This window comes from Hydrogenophaga laconesensis, from assembly GCF_031457235.1.
In the GTDB taxonomy this organism is placed as follows: domain Bacteria; phylum Pseudomonadota; class Gammaproteobacteria; order Burkholderiales; family Burkholderiaceae_C; genus Hydrogenophaga; species Hydrogenophaga laconesensis.
The window spans coordinates 671304-692923 of sequence record NZ_JAVDWE010000001.1 but is presented as its reverse complement, the minus strand read 5'-3'; the positions used below and the strand labels follow the sequence as shown (position 1 = coordinate 692923).

Below are 21620 nucleotides of genomic sequence, written 5' to 3'. Positions count from 1 at the left end.
CTTGGATCTTGGTGTTCGGGTTCAGGCAGGGTCCATGCCCTGGCGTTGCTTGGCTTCGGCCGCCGCTGGCGATGCGAAGAAGTCGAGCAGCGCCTTGGCGGCCTCGGGCTGCTGGCTGGAGGCAGCGACGCCCGATGAAAAAATGGTGGTGATCTGGATCGCAGGCGGCAGCGGGCCCACGATGGTGATGCCCTCCACGTGCAGCAGCTCGCTCAGTTGCTGGAAGCCGAGCTCCACATCGCCACGTGCCACCAGGGAGCCCACGGGCACGCCGGGCGGGGCCTGCACCATGCGGCCGGCCACCTGGTCGGCAATGCCCCAGCGCTCGAACAGTTTCGCCAGCGCCACGCCGCTCGGGCCGGTGGAATAGCTGATGCTGCGCGCGGCCAGCACGGCACTGCGCACTGCGTCTTCCGAGCCGATGTCGGGCAGCGGCGCGCCCGCGCGCACCGCCACGGCCACGCCGGAGCGCACCCAGTCGGTCCTGCTGCCGGCCACGACGGCGCCGGCCGCGATGAGCTTGTCGATGGCGTCAGAGGCAAGCACCACCACGTCGAAAGCCTCGCCGGCCTGCACCCGCTTGGCCGCGTCCACGCCGCCCACGGCCTCGATGGCTGCGCGCTGGCCGGTCTGCTGCTCGTAGGCGGCCAGCAGCTCGGCCAACACCTGGCGGGTGGCCATGGAGGAGATTCCACGAAGCGGAGCATTCATAGGATTGTTTGGTGGCTAAGTATTTTGGGGTATTCTGCTGCAATTCCAGCTATACAAGAAGTGGCGGATTGGTCTACCAGATATCTCATTTGTCGATGGATCTGAAGCAGCTCGAGTACTTTGTGCGGGTCGCCGAAATGGGCAGCTTCACCCATGCCGCGGCGGCCCTCGGCATGGCCCAGTCGGCCCTGAGCCGGCAGGTGCGCCTGCTGGAGGTGGAGCTGCGCCAGAACCTGCTGGTGCGCAATGGCCGCGGCGTCACGCCCACGGAGGCGGGCCGGTTGCTGGTCGACCATGGGCGGGGCATCCTGCACCAGATGGCCCGGGCGCGGGAGGACATGGAGCGCCTGCGCGGCGGCGTCTCGGGCGCCGTCGCCATCGGGCTGCCCAGCAGCGTGGCGCGCGCGATGGCGGTGCCGCTCATGCGCGCCTTCCGCAAGGAATTGCCGGAGGCTCGGCTCTCGATCAGCGAAGGGCTTTCGAGCGAACTCCTGAGAGGACTGGTCAGCGGTCGCCTGGACATCGTCGTGCTCTACAACGGCCAGCCGGTGCGCGATGTGGATGTGTCGCACCTCATGGACGAGGATCTGCTGCTCGTGCGCGCCCGCCCGCGCGGGCTGGCCGAGGACCCGCCGCCCGGCCCCATCGCGCTCGCCGAGCTCGCGCGGCTGCCGCTGGTCATTCCCTCGCGCCCCAACGCGATCCGCATGCACGTGGAAGCCGAGATGGCGCTCATCGGCTGCCGGCCCGAGATCGCGCTGGAGATCGACGGGGTCGCCGCCATCCTGGACATGGTGGCCGACGGGGCCGGGTACGCGGTGCTGCCGCGCAACGCGCTGCTCAATTCGCCTGTTCCTTCTGCCTACAGCGCCCAGGTCATCGGTGCGCCGCCGCTGCGCATAGCGCTGTCCCTGGCGACCAGCCTGCAACGCCCCGCCACGCAGGTCCAGAAGACCACGCTGGACCTGGTGCGGCTGACGGTCTCCGAAGTCCTCCGGCCGGCGTGAAGGCCCGGTCGGCCCGGCTCGGCGTGTCCGATGCCCGCCGGGCCGTCCGTGGTGACAGCCTTGCAGGCCACGGCCTTTCGGCGCATATGGCCCGGTGCGGCGCAGCCGCCCTCGGCGAGATGCAGGACGCATGCGGGCAGTACCCCGCCCGGCGATGCAGGCCTCTGTCCGTGCGGAAGTCGCACCCGCGCGGCGGACTCACATTGACTGAGACTCAATCTATCAAGCGCGCGACAAAGTGTTTAGAGTCGCCTCGCAAAAAGTCAGCGCGACCGGCCGGCGTGGGGCTGCGGCACCGATCGCGCGCACCAATGATGGAGAGAGGCAGACAATGAACACTGAACCTACGGGTACCGACCGAGCGCGGCGCCGCACCTTTTCGTGCATCGGAGGGGTGCTCGCAGCGGCGGCCGTCGGATTGCCGTTCCGAGCGCGGGCGGCGGCGCGCGAGATCCAGATCGCGATGCTGCTTCCTTTGCAGGGAGGACAGGCGCGCCAGGCCGAGATGATCAGGCAGGGCGTGGACGGAGCGCTCGAACAGGCGAACCGCGCTGGAGGGATCCGGGGGCAGCCCGTCAAGCTCCTGGCCATCGACAACGGGTACCAGGCCGAGAAGACCGTCGAGGCCATCGGGTCGCTGGCGGCAAGGGAATCCGTCGTCGCGGTGACCTCTTTGTTCGGCGGCCCGATCATCGGCGCCGCCATTCCGGCGGCGACCCGCGCGGGCGTGCCGATCGTCGGCGTGCTGCACGGAAACGATGCATTCCGCCGCCCGGGGACCGAGATCGTCACCCATGTGCGAGCGACGTTCGACGCGGAGACCCGCGCGATCGCCGCGTTGTTTCCCACCATTGGCCGGAGCCGCTTCGCCGTGCTGCACGCGACCGACAACTCGGGCACGGCGTTCCGCGCGCAGTTCGAGTCGGTGCTGAAGGCGCAGGGACTGCCGCTCGTCGCCGCCGTGCCCTATGCGCGGGACGCCACCGACTACACCGAGCAGGCGCGGAGCATCGAGCGCAGCGGCGCCGACGTAGTAGTGGTCGGTGGCGTGACCGCGACCGGGATCGCCGCCATCCGCGCCAAGGTGGCGACGAAACTGTGGGCGCAGATGGTCTGCCTTTCCACGGTCGATGAGCGCTCGGTGTGGGAGCAAGTGGGCGCCGATGCGGTTGGCACGGCCTTCTCCAGCGTCGTGCCGAACCCCTATGCGACGCTGCTTCCCCTGGCGCGCGAATACCAGGCAGCGATGAAGGCCCGGAACTACGACCGGCTGTCCCTCAGTTCGTTCGAAGGCTACATCAACGCGCAGGTGCTGCTGGAAGGCCTGCGGCGCGCACCCGGGCTGACGCGCCCCGCGCTCCAGGCCACCCTGCGCGCGATGCAGGGGGTGTCCCTCGGCGGCGTCTCCTTCTCCGCGCCGACCGAGGGAAAGATCGCCAGCGGCATCGACGTGGCCGACATCCTGGTGATGACGCACAACGGACGCATGCTGCGCTGAGTACGCGGCCGGGACGGCTCGGATCCCAGCGCCGCTGCGCATTGGCGGCCGCGCCGCCGCGCGTGGAGCGACCGGCCATGTGCCCCGGCCGTACCTGCATGTGCCTCGGGGCGCGGATGGGTCTGCGGCGCACGACATCCGCCGGCGGGAGAGGAGGGCCGCAGCGGTGGATCGCTTCCGGCCGTACCCGCGGATCCCCCGCGTCGGAGGGCGGCGCGGGTGCGTCCGGGTTTGCGCGAGATCAACATTCGTCCAGGACGCCGCCCGCGGCGGTTGACGGCCGGCCGCGGCAGGCCTAGATTAATAGTTAGGCGACTAACAAAAAATCGCCTGCGCCTGCGGAGACGGCAGAACCTGCAGGGCCGCCCAGCCTGCATCCGCCGACGATGGCAGAAAGGAACGATCATGGACAAGCTTCTGGGGATTCTCGTGATTTTGACGCTTCTTGGCGGTGCGGCCACGCTGCTGTGGCTGAACCTGCAACCCGAGTGGTGGAGGCTCCGGCATCCCGGCGCGCTGGAACTGCGGAAGTTCACCGCCCGGCGTCAGGTGCAGGCGGCAAGGACCCAGGACGACCTGCCGGCGACCCGGGCGGCGGAAGTCCGGTGCACGTTCTGCGACCACGCGCCGGCATGCGCGCAGCGCCTGGCGGCCGGGCACACGACGCCGGTCAGCGAGTGTCCCAACCTGCCTCGCCGCTGAATTGCAGGACGCGCCCGGGTGCCAGCTTGGCAGTGCAGGGCAGCGCGCGGCGAGGCTAGGGTGCGCGCTTCGGCGCGTGGATGGTGCTGGCGCATGCGCCGAAGCCGATGCGTCGCGCTCCGCTGCGTTCGCACCAGGCGCGCAGGATGACGGTGTCGCCGTCCTCCAGGAAGGTTCTGTGCTCGCCCGAGGGCAGGGCGATGGCCTGCCGTCCACCGGCAGTCCGCTCGAGGAGCGAGCCGGCCTGTTCTGGATGTGGCCCGGACAGCGTGCCCGATCCGAGCAGGTCGCCAGGCGCGAGGTTGCAGCCGCCGACCGTGTGGTGGGCCACGAGCTGGGCGGGGGTCCAGTAGGCGGCCTCCACGAAGCTCGAGCGCGACAGGCGCGCTGGCAGCAGGCCCGACCGGGCCATCGCCTCGGTCTGGAGCAGCACCTCGAGCTGCACATCGACCGAGCCGCTGGCCCGGTTCCGTTCGGAATTCAGATAGGGCAATGGCTCGGGGTCGCCGGGCGCACGCGGACAAGCGGCCCGGAACGGCGCCAGCGCCTCAAATGTCACGACCCACGGGGCGAGCGTGCTGCCGAAGTTCTTGGACAGGAAGGGCCCCAGCGGCTGGTACTCCCAGGGCTGGATGTCGCGCGCCGACCAATCGTTGAACAGCGCGACCCCGAACAGGTGGCTCTCGGCGCTGCCGATGGCAATGGGCTCGCCGCGCCGGTTGCCCGGGCCCACCAGGAAACCGAGCTCCAGTTCGTAGTCCAGGCGCCTGCTCGGACCGAATTCCGGGTCGCCGGCCTCGGCCCTGCTCTGGCCGAGCGGGCGGTAGATCGGTTCGCCGCTGACGACCACGGAGGAACTGCGGCCGTGGTACCCGATGGGAACCCATTTGTAGTTCGGAAGCAGCGGTGCGTCCGGCCGGAACAACCGGCCGACGGCGGTGGCATGGTGGATGCCGATGTAGAAGTCGGTGTAGTCGCCGATGGCCGCGGGCAGGGCGTATTCGGCCGAGCGCTGGGCAAGAAGGCATCCCTCCAACCTGCCGCGCTCCGTGGCTCCCGTGCGCAGCGCGCGCGAGAGCGCCAGGCGCAGCGCCGACCACGCGGCGGGCCCCATGGCCATGAAGTCGTTGAGGCGCTTGCGCGAGGCGGCCACCGCGGCATCCCGCGCATCGCCGGCGAGTGCGCCGCTGGCGGCCGCGGCGGCCAGGTCGAGGATCTGGTCCCCGATGGCCACGCCGCCCCCAAACGGCCCGGAGGAGCCGCGCCGGCGGAAGACGCCGAAGGGCAAATTCTGGATCGGGAAATCCGTCGTGTCCTCGTTCGCGGACCCGACCCAGCTGCGCAGGTCCGGCGCGTGGGTTTCGTTCACCCGCGTCATGGCCGCGCCGGATCGAAGTGCTTCCCGAGGTTCTGCCAGCAGCGGAAATAGTCCTCCTGCAGCTGGGCGGTCTCCAGGGCGAACGTCGTCGGCCTGAAGACGTCGCACGACTCGAACATGAAGGCCATCGTCTCGGTGAGGTAGTCCGGCCGGGAGGTGTCAGCGGCACTGGCCTTGGCGAAGGTGTCGGCATCCGGTCCGTGCGCGCTCATGCAGTTGTGCAGGGACGCGCCGCCGGGCACGAAGCCCTCGGCCTTGGCGTCGTAGGCCCCGTGGATCAGCCCCATGAACTCGCTCGCGACGTTACGGTGGTACCAGGGCGGCCGGAACGTGTTCTGGGCCACGAGGATGCGCGGCGGGAACACCACGAAGTCGATGGTGTCGACGCCCGGGGTGTCGCTGACGGACTGCAGCACCAGGAAGATGGACGGATCGGGATGGTCGTAGCTGATCGAGCCGATGGTGTTGAACCGCCGCAGGTCGTACTTGTAGGGCGCGTGGTTGCCATGCCAGGCGACCACGTCGAGCGGGCTGTGGCCGATGCGCGCGCTCCACAGGTTTCCCTGGAAGCGCGCGACCAGCTCGAAGTCGCCTTCGCGGTCTTCGTAGGCCGCGACCGGCGTGCAGAAGTCCCGGGGATTCGCCAGCCCGTTGGAGCCGATGACACCGAGGTCCGGCAGCTTGAGGGCGGCGCCGAAGTTCTCGCACACGTAGCCCCGCGCCTGGGCGTCCAGCAGCCGCACCTGGAAGCGCACGCCCCGGGGGATCACGGCGATCTCCTGGGGCTCGAGCTGCAGACGGCCCATTTCCGTTGCCAGCTCGAGGCGACCAGCCTGGGGCACGAGGAGCAGCTCCGCGTCGGCGTCGTACAGGAACCGCGTCTCCATCGACCGGTTGGCGGCATAGAGGTGGACCGCGCAGGACGCGTTGCACGCCATCGTCGTCATGCCCTCGATGAAGTCCGTCGGCCGCTCGGGCATAGGAAGCGGGTCCCAGCGCAGCTGGTTGGGCGTCACGGGGCCGTCGCCGGCCCGGCTCGTCCACCGTCCCGCATCCACGAGGGCGAAAGGATGGTGCAGCGTCGAAGGCCGGATGCGGTAGAGCCAGGCGCGGCGGTTGGCGTGGCGCGGCGCGGTGAACGCCGTGCCGGAGAGCTGCTCGGCGTACAGGCCGTACGGCGCGCGCTGCGGGGAGTTGCGCCCATGGGGGAGCGCCCCGGGGAGGGCTTCGGTGGCGAACTCGTTGCACATGCCGGTCTGGTAGGCGGGTTGTGGTTCAGTCATGGCGATGGCCTGTCCTTGGTTTGATTCAACATGCGGCGGCGCTCCTGCGCCACGCAGGCGCCTGAGCGCACGACCTGGGCGTCTGCCGTGTCTGTTCAGAACGCGTGGCGCATGCCCAGTGTGAGCGTGGTGGAACGGTGGTCGCCCGCTCCCCCGAGCCCTGCGGGCTGCTGGGCCGATCCGGAACCCAGCGCGTAGCGCGAGCCGTTCTGGTTGCCGACCGCGCCCAGCGAGGCATAGGCCATCGTGCGCTTGGAGAGCGTGTATTCGCCGCCGATGGCCAGCCATGTGGCGTCCCGTTGGCCGGTGGCCGCCGCGTAGGCCGAGCGGTCGGAAATCCGCACGGCCTGCACGATGGCGGTGAAGGCACCGAAGGGCACGCGGGCCCCGAGGTTGATCAGGCGGAACTCGCTGGCCGCGGCGCCCGTGACGCCCTGGGCGCGGGCGAGCGCGCCGGTGCAGGTGCCGCAGCTGTTCTTTTCCGCGGTGTAGCCCGCGAAGATCTTGGCGGCGCCGAAGTCGTAGCTGCCCCCGGCGACGACGGCGTCGATCCGGCCGTTCGCGTTGTCCGCGCCCTGCTGTCGTGCCCAGGCCAGCACCGCGTCGACCGGACCGTTGCGGTAGGTCGCCGAGGCGCTGTAGGCGCGTCCAATGGTGGGCTGATTCTCCCCGGCCGCGGCCATGGCGCGAAACGTCAGCGGTCCCAGCCTGGGCGTCACGTAGCCCACCGCGTTGTCGAAGCGGGCGCTGACGGCCAGGGGCAGCAGCTGGCGGGTCGCGTCGGTGCTGCGCGTGATGGCCAGATGCCCGCCGCTGCCCATCCACGAGAAGGCGTCGACGCCGGACTGGGCCACGTAGTAGGGCGTCGGCAGGCGCCCGGCCGTCACGGTGCCCCAGGCGGTGCTTGCCAGGCCGACGGAGGCTTCCCGGCCGAATGCGCGGCCGCCCTGGCCCAGGGTGCCATCGTCCAGATTGATGCCTTGCTCCAGGCGAAAAACCGCGGACAGGCCGCCGCCGAGGTCCTCGACGCCGCGGAAGCCGAGCCGGCTGCCCAGCGCGCCGCCCGACACCAGCCGGCGGGACGAGCCGGCGCCGTTGTTAGACCATTCGACCCCGGCGTCGGCCACGCCGTAGATCGTGACGCCGGACGCCGGCGCGCCTCCTTGCGCATGCGCGGGTGCGAGCCCGAGCGCGAGCAGGCCTGCGGCCGCCGCGGAAAGGGAATGCTTCATGGTTGTCTCCTCGTTGTGATGGGATGGGGCCTGACGGGCCACGCTGCGGGCGATGCGCTGCCCGGCGGGCGGGTGCTCCGCGCCGTCAGCCAGCTGCAATCGGGTGTTAGAGGGCGGCGCGGCGGCGCCGGCGGCGGCGATCAGCCGCCGGCCTCGCCGCTGCGCCTCACTCGGCGCGTGCGCCGGTGTCCTTGATGACCTTGGACCAGCGCGCCATGTCTTCCTGCATGAGTGCCTGGAGCGCGGCCGGCGTCGATGGGGCGGGCTCCAGGCCCTGGGCTTCCAGCGCCGCCTTGACCGCCGGATCCCGCAGTGCCCGGCCCGCCGCCTCCTCGATCTTGGCCACCACGTCGGGCGGCGTGCCCGCCGGCGCGACCAGGCCGATCCAGACCTCGCTGCGGAAGGCCTTGAAGGGGCCGCCCGCGCTGGCGACGGTCGGGACGTTTGGCAGGTAGGGCAGGGGCTGCTCGCCGGCCACCGCGAGCGGGCGCAGGGCGCCGGTCTTGATGTGCGGGAGCACCGAGTTCGCGACGCCGAAGAGCACCTGGATCTGTCCGCCGATCAGGTCCGTGACCACGGGCTGCGCGCCGCGGTAGGGCACGTGCACCATGTCGATGCCGGCCAGGCTCTTGAAGAGCTCTCCGGTCAGGTGGTGCGGCGTGCCGACGCCGGCGGACCCATAGGACAGCTTGCCGGGCTGGGCCTTGGCCAGGGCGATCAGCTCCTGGGTCGACTTGGCGGCGAGGCCGGGGTGGACGACCAGGACGAAGGGCACGCGGCCCAGCTGCGTGACGGGAACGAATTCCTTCACGGGATCGTAGCCCGCGCGGCCGTCCGGATAGAGGAAGGGGTTGGTGACGAAATTGTTGGCCACGACGAGCAGGGTGTGGCCGTCGGGAGCCGCCTTGGCCGCCTGCTTGGTGCCAACGTTGCCGCCCGCGCCCGGGCGGTTGTCGACGATGACGGGCTGCTTCCAGTACTCGCCGAGCTTCTGGCCCACCGTGCGCGCCAGGGCGTCGTTGCTGCCGCCGGGCGTGAAGGGCACGACCAGCGTGACCGGCCTGCTGGGATAGCCGTTGGCATGTGCGCACAGTGCGATGCACGAGCCGAGAAGGGCGGCGGCCATCGCCTTGATCGCGCGGCCGGGCAGTTCAGTCTTCATGGGGTTGTCTCCTTTTTGTTTCGTGGAAGGGGCTTGCGGCTAAGCGGCGCCGCGGACCGTGTCGACCACCTGGCCGGCGTGCTCCACGTGCGAGCCGCGCCATGCGACATGCCCGTCGGGACGCACCAGGACCAGCGGGCGTTCGTAGGCTCTCGCCACGTCGGCCTGCTCGATGGATTCGAGGCGGAACGGAACTCCCCTGGCGGCAAAGGCCTGCGCGAGCGTGTCCGCCTCGCCCCGCAGGCCGCCGTCGAAGCACAGGAGCACGAAGGTGCGGCCGAACAGGTCGAGCGTCGAGCGGCCGTCGCTGAGCCAGACGTGGGGCGCGCGCGCGCCGGGCCGCGTCGTGGGGATGTACGTCGAGTACTCGTCCGGGGTCGGGGGCGTGCCGTCGGAAACGCAGATCGGCGAGCCCTCGTAGCGGTGGCCGATCTGCAGGCCCAGCGACTCCCACTCCACGCGCGTCGACTCGCGCAGGCGCCGGCCGAGGTCCCGGCGCACCTGCTCGCCTTCGGCGCTCAGGTCGCACACCGCCGCCGGGCTGGGCGTGTCCTGCCAGGCCCTGAAGTTCTGCGTGGAGAAGCCGATGTTGCGCTGCGCGACGGGCCGGCGCTCGGTCTCGTAGCTGCGCAGCAGGGCCGGGCCGCCCCAGCCGTTGAGGAGGCCCTCGAGCTTCCAGCCGATGTCCAGCACCTCCTGCGCCCCGGTGTTCATGCCCATGCCACCGGTCGGAGACATGGTGTGGGCGGAATCGCCCACGAGCGCGACGCGGCCCTCGAAGTAGCGATCGGCGAGCATCTCGCTGCGCCGCCAGGGGATGGCCGAATCGACCACGAACTCCACGTCGTCGCGACCGAGCGCGCGCCGGACCCAGGCGGCGGGGTCGAAGTTCGCGAGGTCCATCTTCTCTTCCGATCCGAGCACCGTCAGGCGCCAGATCTCGTTCCCGTCGACGACGGTCAGATTGCCCCACGTTCCCTCCGGGCCGACGAAGAGGTAGCGCTCGGCCGGCCCCATCTTGTGCTCGTGCACCAGTCCCGGCGCGTGGATCAGGACGTTCACCGAGTAGCTGAGCAGCCGGCCCTCCATCCTGATGCCGACCTGCTCGCGGACCTGGCTGGTAGCGCCATCGCAGCCGAGCAGGTAGTCCGCGCGGATGGTGACAGGCTCGCCCGTGTTCAGGTCGGTGACGGTCGCCGTGACGCCCTCGCCGTCCTGCTGAAGCGAGACGAAGCGGTGCTTGAACAGCAGCCTGGCCCTGGGTTCGGCGCGGGCGGCGTCGGTCAGGATGGGCTGCAGCCACAGCTGCGGGCAGCGCTGCTTCTTCTCGGGCGTCTCGGGCGGCGTGGGCGCGTCGCGCATGCTCGGGTAGCTCTCCCGATCGAGCAGCAGCCCGTTGAGCGACGTGCAGAAGACCATCGAGAGGTCGTAGTCGTCCGGGAATCCGCAGTCGCGCACGCGCTGCGCCAGCCCCCAGCGTCGGAACAGCTCCATCGTGCGCACCGCGATCAGGCCGGTGCGCGGGTGCTCGATCGTGCCGTCGCCCTCATCCACGAGGATCGACTCGATCCCCCTCCATCCCAGCTCGATGGCCATCGACAGGCCGATGGGCCCTCCGCCCACGATCAGCACGGGCGTCTTGATCTCTGTCCCCATGGGGTCTCATCCTTTCTCGTTTGGTTGGGGAAATGATCACCGGCACGCTCATCATTGTCTAATCGATATTGGAGAGAAATAGAATTCAGGATATGAATATCAAAACGTTCGACCTGAACCTGCTGCGGGTCTTCGACGCCATCTATGCCGAGCGCAATGTGTCGCGGGCGGCGAGCGTCGCGGGCCTGTCGCAGCCCGCAATGAGCAACGCGCTGCTGCGGCTGCGCAAGGCCTGCTCCGATGCGCTGTTCGTGCGGACCACCGGCGGGATGGAGCCGACGGCCCTGGCCGACGAACTCATCGGCCCGGTCCGCCAGGCGTTGGCGATCCTTCAGCAGTCGTTGGAAAGACCGAACGGCTTCGAGCCGAAGGCGTCGGAGCGCACGTTCAAGATCCTCCTGTCCGACGCGGGGGAGGGCATCGTTCTGCCGCGGCTGATCTCGGCGGTGCTGCGGGAGGCGCCGCACGTGCGCATCGAGGCGCTGCGGCGGCCCAACGACCAGTACCAGCAACTGCTGCAGAGCGGCGAGGCGGATCTCGCGATCGGCAACCTCGCCTTTCTGAAGTCGGGCTTCTACCAGCAGCGCCTGTTCGGCGATCCCTACTGCTGCCTGGCGCGCAAGCGGCATCCGTTCATCGGCCCCGGCTTCCCGCTGCAGGCGTTCCTGACGGCCCAGCACGTCGCCGTGGCCACGGGCAATGCGGACGACCTGGTGGAGCGCGCGCTCTCGAAGATGCGCGCCAAGCGCGACGTCATCCTGCGCGTGACCCACTACCACGTCGCGGCGGATGTCGTCGAGCGCTCCAACCTGGTCGTCACCGTGCCCCGCAACGCGGCGCGTAACGCCCGTGGCGTGCAGATCCTGCCGGTGCCGCTGAGCATTCCCGCGGCGGACGTGCGCCAGTTCTGGCACCGGAGGGCGCACAAGGATCCGGCCAACCAATGGCTGCGTGGCACGCTCGCCAAGCTCGCGTTCGACTAGGCCCGACGGGCAGGCTTCGGGTGCGGCGGAGCCAGTGCCCGGATGCGGCCGACCCCGCTCGAACGATGCCGGCGGCGAACCGGGGCTCTCCCCGTGGCTTGAGGCTGGCTCGACGGCGAGCCGTCGTATTGCGGATGCCCACCCATCGCGAACCGCGATCGCTGGGCAGGCGTCCCTCCGGCACCGCGCTTTGACCTTCATCAGAGGACCCGCGTATTCTTTCTTCGGCCTCCGCGACAGCTCGCTTTGCGTGTTGACACCTCCACCCTCGCCGGGTAACTTTGGTTTGGCAACTAACAATAGCGCTGCCATTGCTGGGCAGCGCAACGAAACAACCCGATGAAGGAGGATCCATGCAGACGAAGGACCAACCCGATGCCCAGGGTCAGATGCGGCGCAGTACAGACAAGTCCTTCGCGCAGGACCGGCAAGCAGCAGGAGCGGTGCATTTCCTGAGCGCGCGGCGGCTTCCCTCCCGCGCGGACACCTCCGCCATCGGCAGCCGCGACCGGCGCGCGGCATGCGGCGCTTCGCCGCTGCGCCGCAACCACGCCAGGATGACGGGCGGGCGTTCCATGGCCGTGTGCTGGAACGTCCGGCGCTACGGCAGTCCGGACTGCGCCATCCGCAGTCCCGAGGGCAGTGCAGGCCACACACCACGGGCCTACCCATGAAAAACGAGTGTCCTCCTTCGGCGGCGCAGGCCCGCACGGTGTTCGGCTTCGCCAAGCTGCCAGCCGCCTACGCGACGCTGGTGATGCCGCTGCTGCTCTCGATCCTGATGACCTTCGTGGTGTCGGCCGTGTCGACCCTGCGCAGCATCGGCCTGGCGCCCGGCTTTCTCTACATCTGGCTCAGCGCGTGGGCACTGTCATGGATCATCGCCTTCCCGACGCTGCTCTTCGCGCTGCCTCTGGTGCGCAGGGCCACCGCAGCGCTCGTGATGCGGGACTGACCGGAGGGAACCTCCTCGCCCACGCCCGCCGCGGCCGAGGGCTGCCTTACCGCGGAAGGTGCTGGCCCATGTACTTCGCGCGCGGCCGCAGCATGGCGCCCGTCAGGCGCTGCTCCATCGCGTGGGCGATCCACCCGCTGGTGCGCGCCAGGGTATGCAGCATCGCGCCGCTGCCATTGGGCAGACCCATCGCCTTGCACAGGATCACGAGGGCGGCGAAGACGTTCGGGTGCTGTCCCGCCTGCCGCGCGCCGGTCACCAGCGCCTGCACCTTCGGCAGATCCGGTCCGTGCGCGCTGAGGTCGTCTACGAGCTCGAGCAGCACGGCCGAGCGCGGGTCCTCCCCATCGTAGAGGGGATGGCCGAAGCACGGCAGCTCATTGCCCTTGAAACCCGAGGCCGCCGCCAGCGGCAGGGCGTCTTCGGGCGCCAGGCCGCAGGGCAGGGCGTCGATGAGCGCCTCGACCTCCACGGCGCCCCCGACCTGCATCGGCCCGGACTGGGTCAGCATCGCCGTGGCGACGCAGGCGTGCAGGTCCGCGCCCGTCGAGGCGCAGATCCGCGCCGCGAAGGTCGGTGCCGACAGCTCGTGTTCGGCGGACATCACGAGCGCGGCGTCGATGGCCCGCACGGCATCGGGCCGATCGCCCAGGCCCAGCCCGCGGGCGACGCACTGCGCCACGAACTCGCCGTCGCGGGGCGGGGAGAAGCGCGGCTCGGGGCCGAAGACGCCAGCCGTGCCCGCCAGCCACTGCAGCAGGCGGCGGCAGGCCGCGAAACCGGCCGCCTCCACGTCGTCCTCGGCCCGCTCGAACGCGGACAGCGAGGTCGTCAGCATCGCCAGGAGCTTGAGCGGCGTGACGTGCTCGGCCGATTGCAGCGCCATGCGGACCAGCGACTCAGGCTGCCGGGTGTCCTGCGGGGCCGGCCACGGGACATCGCGGGTGCGCGGCAGCCCCGTCCAGATGAGCTCGCTCGCGAACTCGAACGACCGTCCGTCACGCACCAGGTCGCGCGCGAGCACCCCCCGGTAGCGTGGGCCCTGGGCGGTGAGCTCGCTGATCCACGTCTGCGCGATCGGCTCGCCGTAGCGCAGCGACTGGGAGACCTGCGGCCCGCCCGCGCGGGCGACGGCCCGGCTCCTGAGCTTCTCGACGTCGGCCTTGCGGTAAAGCTTGGCCTTCACGCCCGGGCGCTGCTTGGTCTTGATGAGGCCGCGGCTCACGTAGGTGTACAGCGTCTCGCGGCGCACGCCGAGGATCGACATCGCTTCCGCGCTCCCGACGTATTCGACGTCATTGATCTGGCGGCGCTGGCGTGCGTTCTCGGAGCTGTTCTTGGCTGGCATAGGGTTCCTACGGCTATTTATATCGATTCTCACATCGATCTATACATAGATCAATGTATTGCCTAGTATTCGTTACGTTTACTCAACGAATCTTTTGAAAGGACGACCACGATGCAAGTAGCCGAACACCAACTCCTGGACCTGCGCCCCAAGTTCAAGGAGACCCGCAAGAAACTGCTCAGCGCCCGGCACCTGCCGGGCGAGGTGTACAGCTCGCCCGAGATCTACGCCATGGAGAAGGAGCAGATCTTCATGAAGTACTGGCTCTCCGTGGGACGCGTCGAGGAGATTCCCGATGTCGGCGACTACTACACCTTCCAGGTGATGAAGGAGTCGATCGTGGTGTCCCGTCCCGCGCCCGACCAGGTCGTCGCCTACATGAACCAGTGCCTGCACCGCGGCGTGGAGATCGCCGTCGGCCGCGGCAACGCCAAGGAATTCAGCTGCCCGTACCACGCTTGGCTCTACGACGTGAGCGGCAAGCTCGTCGTCGCGCCGGGCATGAAGGCCTCGGAGGTCGAGCTGAAGAACTGCAGCCTGCGCCAGCTTCACGTCAAGGTCTGGCGCGGCTGGATCTTCGTGAACTTCAGCGACGAGCCGATGTCTTTCGACGACTACATCGCTCCCTTCGAGCAGCCGCTGTGGTGGTTCCAGACCGACCATTGCAAGCTCGCCCAGAAGGTCGAGATCGACGTCAAGTGCAACTGGAAGTTCCTGGTCGAGAACCTGATCGACATCTACCACGTCGGCGTCATCCACAAGGGGACCTTCGGCGGCTTCGTGAAGGGCGAGCAGGTCCGCTTCAACCTGGTCGAGAACGGCGGCTGGCACACCCAGTACGAAGCCAGGCCGCACTCGAAGTCCGGCGAGCAGGTCTTCCCGACGCTGCCCTGGGCGCAGGACAAGCCCAGCGGGATCGCCTGCAAGGCGGGCATCTATCCGAACCTGAACCTGTCGATGCGTGCCGACAGCGTGCGCATGTGGCACATCTGGCCCATCTCTCCCACGGAGACCAAGGTCATCTGCTATCTGCTGTTCCCTGAAGGCGCCTTCTCGATCCCGAACTATGACGAGGAGATGGAGAAGTACGTGGGTTTCGTGCGCCAGATCATCGCCGAGGACGCCGTGATGGTGGAGGGCATGCAGAACACCGCGGGGTCGAAGTTCTTCCAGCCCGGCCCGATGTCGCCGCTCGAGGAGGCGCTGTATCACATGGAGAACCACTACATCGACGTGATGACGTCGCAGGCGTAGGGCAGCGGGTGCGGCAAGACAACAATCCGGGAGACACCATGGACGGTGAATGGATCAGGGTCGGCAACGTGGCCGACATCGACGAAGACGACACGCACCCGGTCGAGATCGACGGCAGGCGGGTGTGCCTCTACAACCTCGGCGGCGAGATCTTCGCCACGGACGGCACCTGCACCCACGGCGACGCGGACCTTTCGCTGGGCATGGTGGTCGATTCCTGCCTCATCGAGTGCCCCCTGCACGAGGGCACCTTCGACATCCGAAGCGGCCGGGCGGTGGGCGCGCCGTGCACGGATCCGCTGCGCTGCCATCCGGTCAAGGTCGAGCAGGGAGTCATCTTCCTGCGGCCCGCGCACTGAACGACGGCAGGGAGCACCCATGGATGTCGTCATCATTGGAGCCGGCCAGGCCGGCGCCTGGGTCGCCCGGTCGCTGCGCGAAGCGGGACATGAAGGGGGCATCACGCTCCTGGGGCGCGAGCCGCACGCGCCCTACGAGCGGCCCCCCTTGTCGAAGGCGGTGCTCAGCGGGGCGGAAGAGCACCCGCCGGTGCTGCTCGGCCCGCAGCAGTGCGACGCGCTGCGCGTGGACTTCCGGCCCGGCGTCGAGGCCGTCGGCATCGATCGCACCGGCCACCAGGTCAGCTGCGCGGATGGCTCTGCGGTCCGCTACGACAAGCTCGTGCTGGCCACCGGAGGGCGACCTCGGGCGCTGTCGTGTCCCGGCGCCGACCTGCCCGGCGTCCATGCGCTGCGCACGATCGAGGATTGCCAGGCCATCGCCAGGAAGCTGGTGCCGGGCAACCGGCTGCTGATCGTGGGCGGCGGGTGGATCGGGCTGGAGATCGCCGCGACGGCGAGGAAGAAACAGGTCGAGGTCATGGTGCTGGAGGCGGGGCCGCGCCTGTGCGCGCGGTCGCTGCCGCCCCGGTTCTCGGCGTTCCTGCTCGACAGGCACCGCCGGGAAGGCGTCGACGTCCGGCTGGCGACGACGGTCGCGTCGATCGAAGCGGGCCGCCAGCGCGCGCTGGCCGTGGAACTGCCTGGCGGGCCGCAGGAGTTCGACGCGGTGGTGGTCGGGATCGGGCTTGCGCTCGACACCGGGCTGGCCGAGGCCTGCGGGCTCGAGGTCCGGGACGGCATCGTCGTGGACCAGGCCGGCCGCACCTCCGACCCAGACATCTATGCCGCGGGCGACGTGGCCAACCAGCCGAACACCTGGGCGGGCGGCCGTCTGCGATGCGAGTCGTGGGCCAATGCCCAGAATCAGGCCATCGCCGTGGGCAAGGCCATTGCCGGCGGCGAGGTGGCGTACGACGAGATTCCGTGGTTCTGGTCGGATCAGTACGACCTGAACCTGCAGGTGCTCGGCGTGCCGTCGAACGAGCTCGAGGGCACCCTGCGCGGCTCCGCCGAGGAGGGGGCGTTCTCCGTGTTCCAGATCTCTGAGGGCAGGCTGCGCAGCGTGCTGTCGGTGAACGTGCCGCGCGACATCAAGGTGGCCAAGCGCTGGCTCAAGCAGGGGACCTGCCCGCCGCCGGAGGTCCTCGCCGACCGCACGGTCCGCCTGGACAAGCTCTGAGCGGGCTGCTCGCGGGGCGGCCCGGTGCCGCTGCCGCCTGCAGCCCGGCCACTGGGCGCGTGCGCAGGAGGGATCGGCGCGGGAGCGCCGACGCTATTCGACCCGCAGCTGCGCGGCGACCATCGCGCTCAGGCTGTTCGCGAACTCATCCACGCTGATCTTCTCGGCCCGGTACTTCCAGCGCTTGACGTACCAGTCCTGGATGACGCTCTGCAGGTGCGCCGCCAGCAGGAAGGCTTCCCGGTCGCCCATCTCGCGCACCTGCCGGATCTGCCGCGCCATGGCGGCCTGGAAATCCACCTCGGCGGCCCTGGCCACCTTGCGCTGATCAGCCTCGAGCACGCGCGACTCCATGTACACGAAATAGAACCACGGCTGCAGCAGCTCGGACATGAAGACGTGCGCCCGCAGGCTGCTGTCCAGACGCACCAGCGGCGCCAGAGACGCCTCGTCGAACCAGCGAGGGATCTCGCCGCCGATGTGCCGGATCAGGTCCTCGACCATGGCGGCCAGGGCGTCCTTGCTCTGCAGGTAGCCGTAGAGCCCGCCCATGGACAGGCCGGTGGCCTTGGACAGGTCCCGCAGCGTCATCGCGCCGAAGCCCACCTGGTTGGCCAGCTGGAAGGAGGCCTCGAAGATGGCCCGCAGATTGGCCAGCGCCACCGGCACGCGCTTGACCGTGATGGCGTGCGCGTTGCGCGCGTACACCAGCTCCCACAGCGTGTCGGGCGGGATGGGGTTGATCCGCTTGAACTGTGCGAAGGTGAATCGGGGCTCGAGACCGAGGGACAGGGGCATGGCGGGAAGGCGTGGACGCGGTCGGGTGGGGGGCGGGGCAGGTTGCCCGAATTGACCGCCGGTCGGGAATGATTGTAAACTCCCTCAAAAACCGAGCGAGCGCTCGGTGTTTATTTCGAGCGAGACAACCCCACATGGCCACTGCCACCATCAGCGAGCGCGAGCTCGCCTTCCTGCTTTACGAAGTCCTGGACACCGCGGGCCTGCTGCGGCGCGAGCGCTATGCCGAGCACTCGCGCGAGGTCTTCGACGCCACGCTGGAGACGGCGCGCCAGCTGGCCGAGGATTTGCTGGCGCCGCATCTGCGCGAGGGCGACGAGAACGAGCCACAGTTCGAGAATGGCCGGGCCCGCCTCGTCGCGCCGACCCGCGCGGCGTGGCAGGCCATCGCGGATGCCGGGTTCCTCAGTGCGCACTGGGAGCAGGCCGAGGGCGGGCTGCAGCTGCCGGAGGTCGTGCTGCGCGCGGCGATGAGCGCCTTCTACGCGGCCAACGTCGGCACGGCGGCCTATGCGATGCTGACGATCGGCGCGGCCAATCTGCTGCGCACCTTCGGCAGCCCACAGCTCCGGGCCCGCTACCTCGCGCCGCTGGGCGACGGCCGCTTCGCCGGCACGATGGCATTGACCGAGCCGTCGCAGGGTTCCGCCCTGGGCGACATCAAGACCTACGCCGTGCCCCAGGCCGATGGGAGCTACCGCGTTTTCGGCCAGAAGATGTTCATCTCCGGCGGCGAGCAGGACCTCACCGAGAACATCGTGCACATGGTGCTCGCGCGCATCCAGGGCGCGCCGCCCGGCGTCAAGGGCATCTCGCTGTTCCTGGTGCCCAAGATCCTGCCCGGCGAGCACGGGGCGGCGGACACGCCGAACGACGTGGCGCTGGCCGGGCTGCTGCACAAGATGGGCTGGCGCAACACCACCTCCACCGTGCTGTCCTTCGGGGAGAAGGGCGGCGCGGTGGGCTGGCTGGTCGGCCGCGAGCACCAGGGCCTGGCCCACATGTTCCAGCTGATGAACGAGGCGCGCATCGGCGTCGGCGTCATGTCCGCCAGCATCGCCTGGCGCGGCTTCAGCGAGTCGCTGGCCTACGCGCGCGAGCGGCCGCAGGGCCGCCTGCCGTCGAACAAGGATCCGCTGTCGCCGCAGGTCAAGCTGGTCGAGCACTCCGACGTGCGCCGGATGCTGCTGGTGCAGAAGGCCTACGCCGAGGGCAGCCTGGCCCTGTGCCTGTACGCCTGCAGCCTGTTCGAGGACCAGCACACCCATCCGGAGCCGCCGGCGCGCGCAGCGGCCGGCCGGCTGCTCGACGTCCTCACGCCGGTCGTGAAGTCCTGGCCTGCGCGCTACGGCGCGGCGGCCAACGACCTGGCCATTCAGGTGCTCGGCGGCGCGGGCTACACGCGCGACTACCCGCTGGAGCAGCTGTACCGCGACCAGCGCCTGAACATGATCCACGAGGGGACCGAGGCCATCCACGGCATCGATCTGCTCGGCCGCAAGGTGCTGGCGGAGCAGGGCGCGGGGCTGCGCCTGTTCGTCGACACCGTGCGCCAGGACGCCGGGCGCGCCTCCGAGGCGGGCCTGGGCGACGAGGCGGCGGCCCTGTGCGCGGCGCTGGACCGCCTGGTGGAGGTCAGCGCGGGGCTCGCCGCGCTGCAGCGCAGCGAGCCCGACCTCGGCCTGGCCAACGCCACGCTGTACCTCGACGCGTTCGGGCGCGTGACGCTGGCCTGGATCTGGCTGCTGCAGGGGCGGGCGGCGGCGCGCGCGCTGCCGGCCGCCAGCGGGGAGGCCGCCGACCACTACCGCGGCAAGCTGCAGGCCATGCGCTACTTCTTCCAGTGGGAGCTGCCGCAGACGCACGCCCAGTGGGCGTTGCTCGCGCGTGCCGACCGCTGCGCCTACGACATGCGCGACGCGTGGTTCATCTGAAGCCGCGACGCATTCCCTTTCCATCTCCACCGCAGGACCTTATGAGCCAGGCCGTCATCGTTTCCGTCGCGCGCACCCCCATCGGGCGCGCCTACAAAGGGGCATTCAATGCCATCAAGTCGCCCACGCTGCTGGGCCATGCCATCGGGCACGCCGTCGCGCGCGCCGGCGCCGGCCCGGACGAGGTCGACGACGTCGTCGTGGGCACGGTGCTGGGCGCCGGCACGGCCGGCATGAACCTGGCGCGCAACGCCGCGCTCGCGGCCGGGCTGGGCGTGGCGGTGAGCGGCCAGACCCTGGACCGCCAGTGCGCTTCCGGGCTCATGGCGGTGGCGACGGCCGCCAAGCAGATCATCGTGGACGGCATGCGGGTCGTGGTCGCGGGCGGCCAGGAAAACATCTCCGCGGTGCAGAAGGGCTACTTCGACTGGGCCTCGGCGGAGGCGGACCCCGCCGTCCAGGCCAAGGTGCCGCACGCCTACATGCCCATGCTGCAGACGGCGGAGTTCGTCGCCAGGAAGTACGGGATCGGCCGCGAGGCGCAGGACCTGTACGCGCTGCAATCGCAGCAGCGCACGGCGGCGGCCCAGCAGGCTGGACGCTTCGACGCCGAGATCGTGCCCCTGCCGTCGCGCATGGCCGTGGTCGACAAGGAGACCCAGGCCGTCAGCCACCGCGACGTGACCCTGGCCCAGGACGAGGGCAACCGCCCGGAGACCACGCTCGAGAGCCTGGCCGCGCTCAAGCCCGTGATCGAGGGCGGCAGCGTCACGGCGGGCAATGCCAGCCAGCTCTCCGATGGCGCCGCCGCCTGCGTGCTGATGGACGATGCGCTCGCGGCGCAGCGCGGCCTGAAGCCCCTGGGCATCTACCGGGGCATCGCGGTGGCCGGCGTGGCGCCGGAGGAGATGGGCATCGGGCCCGTGCTGGCGGTGCCCAAGCTGCTGCGCCAGCACGGCCTCACCGTCGACGACATCGGCCTGTGGGAGCTGAACGAGGCCTTCGCCTGCCAGGCGCTGTACTGCCGCGACCGGCTGGGCATCGACCCGGAGCGCTTCAACGTCAACGGGGGCGGTATCTCCGTGGGGCATCCCTACGGGATGAGCGGCGCGCGGCTCGTGGGCCACGCGCTGATCGAGGGGCGCAGGCGCGGCGCGCGCTATGTGGTGGTGACGATGTGTGTGGGCGGCGGCATGGGCGCGGCCGGACTTTTCGAGGTGGTGGCATGAACGGAATCAAGAACTCCCTGGCGGGCAAGACCCTCTTCATCACCGGCGCGAGCCGGGGCATCGGCCTGGAGATCGCGCTGCGGGCCGCGCGCGACGGCGCCAACGTGGTCATCGCGGCCAAGACCACCGAGCCGCACCCCAAGCTGCCGGGCACCATCTACACGGCCGCCGAAGCGGTCGAGCAGGCCGGGGGCAAGGCCCTGGCGCTCGTGCTGGACGTGCGCGACGAGGAGCGGGTCAAGGCGGCCGTGGCGCAGGCGGCCGAGCACTTCGGCGGCATCGACGCCTGCATCAACAACGCGTCGGCGATCAACCTGGCCAAGTCCGAGGACATCGACCTCAAGCGCTTCGACCTGATCCAGCAGATCAACATGCGCGGCACCTTCGTGACCTCGCGGGCCTGCATCCCCTACCTGCGCCAGAGCAGCAACCCCCACATCCTCGCGCTGTCGCCGCCCTTGACCCTGCGCGCCGACTGGTTCGCGCAGCACCTGCCCTACACGATGTCCAAGTACGGCATGTCGATGGTGATGTTCGGGCTGGCCGAGGAACTGCGCGAGGCCTGCATCGCCTGCAACGCGCTGTGGCCGCGCACGACCGTGGCCACGTCGGCGGTGGAGTTCGCGCTCGGCGGCGACGCGATGCTGCGGCAGTCGCGCAACCCGCAGATCATGGCCGACGCCGCCCACGCCATCCTATGCCGGCCCGCGCGCGCCTACACCGGGAATTTCGTGCTGGACGACGACGTGCTGGCCGAGGAGGGCGTGACCGATTTCGATCGCTACCGCAACGATCCGGCCAGCGCGCTGCTGCCCGACATCTTCGTGGACCCCGAGGCGCCGCTGCCGCCGGGATCGAGCTACGCCCCGGCGTCCTGACGCGCGCCGGGCGACCGGCGACTGCGCGTTA

Annotated in this window: 20 protein-coding genes; 12 read left to right on the top strand and 8 right to left on the bottom strand. The window is 69.9% G+C overall.

Translation table 11 applies throughout. From position 1 onward, the window contains the following. Positions 1-21: 21 nt before the first annotated feature. A complete protein-coding gene (locus J2X09_RS03345) occupies positions 22-681 on the bottom strand; it encodes a substrate-binding domain-containing protein (RefSeq protein ID WP_017404923.1) in 660 nt (219 codons plus the stop codon). Between the two features lie 125 nt (positions 682-806). Between J2X09_RS03345 and J2X09_RS03340 the strand changes: the two genes are divergently transcribed. The 3 genes from J2X09_RS03340 to J2X09_RS03330 all read left to right on the top strand — a co-directional run bounded on the left by J2X09_RS03340 (position 807) and on the right by J2X09_RS03330 (position 3918). Further along, positions 807-1718 carry a LysR substrate-binding domain-containing protein gene (locus J2X09_RS03340; protein ID WP_017404924.1) on the top strand — a complete coding sequence of 304 codons (912 nt, stop codon included), beginning with the start codon at positions 807-809 and terminating at the stop codon, positions 1716-1718. 331 nt (positions 1719-2049) lie between these two features. Then, the gene (locus J2X09_RS03335; protein ID WP_026062255.1) at positions 2050-3216 is read left to right on the top strand and encodes an ABC transporter substrate-binding protein; all 1167 of its coding nucleotides are present in this window, start codon (positions 2050-2052) and stop codon (positions 3214-3216) included. 405 nt (positions 3217-3621) lie between these two features. Further along, positions 3622-3918 carry a hypothetical protein gene (locus J2X09_RS03330; protein WP_017404926.1) on the top strand — a complete coding sequence of 99 codons (297 nt, stop codon included), beginning with the start codon at positions 3622-3624 and terminating at the stop codon, positions 3916-3918. Positions 3919-3973: 55 nt separating this feature from the next. On the opposite strand, the gene fahA is transcribed toward J2X09_RS03330, so the two are convergent. The 5 genes from fahA to J2X09_RS03305 all read right to left on the bottom strand — a co-directional run bounded on the left by fahA (position 3974) and on the right by J2X09_RS03305 (position 10629). Beyond that, on the bottom strand, positions 3974-5296 hold the full coding sequence (gene fahA / locus J2X09_RS03325; RefSeq protein ID WP_017404927.1) for a fumarylacetoacetase: 1323 nt from the start codon (positions 5294-5296) through the stop codon (positions 3974-3976). Continuing rightward, entirely contained in the window at positions 5293-6579 is a 1287-nt protein-coding gene (gene hmgA, locus J2X09_RS03320; protein WP_026062256.1) for a homogentisate 1,2-dioxygenase, read from the bottom strand. Before hmgA ends, fahA begins: the two co-directional genes overlap by 4 nt. A gap of 95 nt (positions 6580-6674) precedes the next feature. Next, entirely contained in the window at positions 6675-7811 is a 1137-nt protein-coding gene (locus J2X09_RS03315; RefSeq protein ID WP_017404929.1) for a porin, read from the bottom strand. Positions 7812-7977: 166 nt separating this feature from the next. Further along, positions 7978-8973 carry a Bug family tripartite tricarboxylate transporter substrate binding protein gene (locus J2X09_RS03310; RefSeq protein WP_017404930.1) on the bottom strand — a complete coding sequence of 332 codons (996 nt, stop codon included), beginning with the start codon at positions 8971-8973 and terminating at the stop codon, positions 7978-7980. A gap of 39 nt (positions 8974-9012) precedes the next feature. Further along, on the bottom strand, positions 9013-10629 hold the full coding sequence (locus J2X09_RS03305) for an FAD-dependent oxidoreductase (protein WP_017404931.1): 1617 nt from the start codon (positions 10627-10629) through the stop codon (positions 9013-9015). 92 nt (positions 10630-10721) lie between these two features. Between J2X09_RS03305 and J2X09_RS03300 the strand changes: the two genes are divergently transcribed. From J2X09_RS03300 to J2X09_RS03290, 3 genes are all read left to right on the top strand, one after another. After that, on the top strand, positions 10722-11612 hold the full coding sequence (locus J2X09_RS03300; RefSeq protein ID WP_017404932.1) for a LysR family transcriptional regulator: 891 nt from the start codon (positions 10722-10724) through the stop codon (positions 11610-11612). A gap of 353 nt (positions 11613-11965) precedes the next feature. Continuing rightward, on the top strand, positions 11966-12286 hold the full coding sequence (locus tag J2X09_RS03295; RefSeq protein ID WP_103738494.1) for a hypothetical protein: 321 nt from the start codon (positions 11966-11968) through the stop codon (positions 12284-12286). Next, positions 12283-12567 (top strand): DUF2798 domain-containing protein, encoded by a 285-nt coding sequence (locus J2X09_RS03290; protein WP_017404933.1) that lies wholly within the window; start codon positions 12283-12285, stop codon positions 12565-12567. Before J2X09_RS03295 ends, J2X09_RS03290 begins: the two co-directional genes overlap by 4 nt. A gap of 46 nt (positions 12568-12613) precedes the next feature. Here J2X09_RS03290 and J2X09_RS03285 read toward each other — a convergent pair whose 3' ends face one another. After that, positions 12614-13915, bottom strand: a complete 1302-nt coding sequence (locus tag J2X09_RS03285; protein WP_059400370.1) for a citrate/2-methylcitrate synthase — start codon at positions 13913-13915, stop codon at positions 12614-12616. Positions 13916-14026: 111 nt separating this feature from the next. Between J2X09_RS03285 and J2X09_RS03280 the strand changes: the two genes are divergently transcribed. From J2X09_RS03280 to J2X09_RS03270, 3 genes are read left to right on the top strand one after another with little or no spacing between them, the layout of a single operon-like run. Then, positions 14027-15169 carry an aromatic ring-hydroxylating oxygenase subunit alpha gene (locus J2X09_RS03280; RefSeq protein ID WP_017404935.1) on the top strand — a complete coding sequence of 381 codons (1143 nt, stop codon included), beginning with the start codon at positions 14027-14029 and terminating at the stop codon, positions 15167-15169. 38 nt (positions 15170-15207) lie between these two features. Continuing rightward, complete coding sequence (locus J2X09_RS03275; RefSeq protein WP_017404936.1) at positions 15208-15528, top strand: non-heme iron oxygenase ferredoxin subunit; 321 nt, start codon at positions 15208-15210, stop codon at positions 15526-15528. Between the two features lie 19 nt (positions 15529-15547). Then, the gene (locus J2X09_RS03270) at positions 15548-16750 is read left to right on the top strand and encodes an NAD(P)/FAD-dependent oxidoreductase (protein ID WP_017404937.1); all 1203 of its coding nucleotides are present in this window, start codon (positions 15548-15550) and stop codon (positions 16748-16750) included. 93 nt (positions 16751-16843) lie between these two features. Here J2X09_RS03270 and J2X09_RS03265 read toward each other — a convergent pair whose 3' ends face one another. Then, positions 16844-17548 carry a TetR/AcrR family transcriptional regulator gene (locus tag J2X09_RS03265; RefSeq protein WP_017404938.1) on the bottom strand — a complete coding sequence of 235 codons (705 nt, stop codon included), beginning with the start codon at positions 17546-17548 and terminating at the stop codon, positions 16844-16846. A 134-nt stretch (positions 17549-17682) separates the two neighbouring features. On the opposite strand from J2X09_RS03265, the gene J2X09_RS03260 reads away from it, so the two are divergent. The 3 genes from J2X09_RS03260 to J2X09_RS03250 are packed head-to-tail and all read left to right on the top strand — an operon-like array spanning position 17683 to position 21589. Continuing rightward, the gene (locus J2X09_RS03260; protein ID WP_017404939.1) at positions 17683-19482 is read left to right on the top strand and encodes an acyl-CoA dehydrogenase; all 1800 of its coding nucleotides are present in this window, start codon (positions 17683-17685) and stop codon (positions 19480-19482) included. A 41-nt stretch (positions 19483-19523) separates the two neighbouring features. Continuing rightward, complete coding sequence (locus J2X09_RS03255) at positions 19524-20711, top strand: acetyl-CoA C-acyltransferase (protein ID WP_059400371.1); 1188 nt, start codon at positions 19524-19526, stop codon at positions 20709-20711. Continuing rightward, complete coding sequence (locus tag J2X09_RS03250) at positions 20708-21589, top strand: SDR family oxidoreductase (RefSeq protein ID WP_059400372.1); 882 nt, start codon at positions 20708-20710, stop codon at positions 21587-21589. Before J2X09_RS03255 ends, J2X09_RS03250 begins: the two co-directional genes overlap by 4 nt. Positions 21590-21620: the final 31 nt, after the last annotated feature.

Coding starts and splice junctions, on each gene's coding strand:
- J2X09_RS03345 (WP_017404923.1), bottom strand. CDS start 681: ATGGCCACCCGCCAGGTGTTGGCCGAGCTGCTGGCCGCCTACGAGCAG.
- J2X09_RS03340 (WP_017404924.1), top strand. CDS start 807: ATGGATCTGAAGCAGCTCGAGTACTTTGTGCGGGTCGCCGAAATGGGC.
- J2X09_RS03335 (WP_026062255.1), top strand. CDS start 2,050: ATGAACACTGAACCTACGGGTACCGACCGAGCGCGGCGCCGCACCTTT.
- J2X09_RS03330 (WP_017404926.1), top strand. CDS start 3,622: ATGGACAAGCTTCTGGGGATTCTCGTGATTTTGACGCTTCTTGGCGGT.
- fahA (WP_017404927.1), bottom strand. CDS start 5,296: ATGACGCGGGTGAACGAAACCCACGCGCCGGACCTGCGCAGCTGGGTC.
- hmgA (WP_026062256.1), bottom strand. CDS start 6,579: ATGACTGAACCACAACCCGCCTACCAGACCGGCATGTGCAACGAGTTC.
- J2X09_RS03315 (WP_017404929.1), bottom strand. CDS start 7,811: ATGAAGCATTCCCTTTCCGCGGCGGCCGCAGGCCTGCTCGCGCTCGGG.
- J2X09_RS03310 (WP_017404930.1), bottom strand. CDS start 8,973: ATGAAGACTGAACTGCCCGGCCGCGCGATCAAGGCGATGGCCGCCGCC.
- J2X09_RS03305 (WP_017404931.1), bottom strand. CDS start 10,629: ATGGGGACAGAGATCAAGACGCCCGTGCTGATCGTGGGCGGAGGGCCC.
- J2X09_RS03300 (WP_017404932.1), top strand. CDS start 10,722: ATGAATATCAAAACGTTCGACCTGAACCTGCTGCGGGTCTTCGACGCC.
- J2X09_RS03295 (WP_103738494.1), top strand. CDS start 11,966: ATGCAGACGAAGGACCAACCCGATGCCCAGGGTCAGATGCGGCGCAGT.
- J2X09_RS03290 (WP_017404933.1), top strand. CDS start 12,283: ATGAAAAACGAGTGTCCTCCTTCGGCGGCGCAGGCCCGCACGGTGTTC.
- J2X09_RS03285 (WP_059400370.1), bottom strand. CDS start 13,915: ATGCCAGCCAAGAACAGCTCCGAGAACGCACGCCAGCGCCGCCAGATC.
- J2X09_RS03280 (WP_017404935.1), top strand. CDS start 14,027: ATGCAAGTAGCCGAACACCAACTCCTGGACCTGCGCCCCAAGTTCAAG.
- J2X09_RS03275 (WP_017404936.1), top strand. CDS start 15,208: ATGGACGGTGAATGGATCAGGGTCGGCAACGTGGCCGACATCGACGAA.
- J2X09_RS03270 (WP_017404937.1), top strand. CDS start 15,548: ATGGATGTCGTCATCATTGGAGCCGGCCAGGCCGGCGCCTGGGTCGCC.
- J2X09_RS03265 (WP_017404938.1), bottom strand. CDS start 17,548: ATGCCCCTGTCCCTCGGTCTCGAGCCCCGATTCACCTTCGCACAGTTC.
- J2X09_RS03260 (WP_017404939.1), top strand. CDS start 17,683: ATGGCCACTGCCACCATCAGCGAGCGCGAGCTCGCCTTCCTGCTTTAC.
- J2X09_RS03255 (WP_059400371.1), top strand. CDS start 19,524: ATGAGCCAGGCCGTCATCGTTTCCGTCGCGCGCACCCCCATCGGGCGC.
- J2X09_RS03250 (WP_059400372.1), top strand. CDS start 20,708: ATGAACGGAATCAAGAACTCCCTGGCGGGCAAGACCCTCTTCATCACC.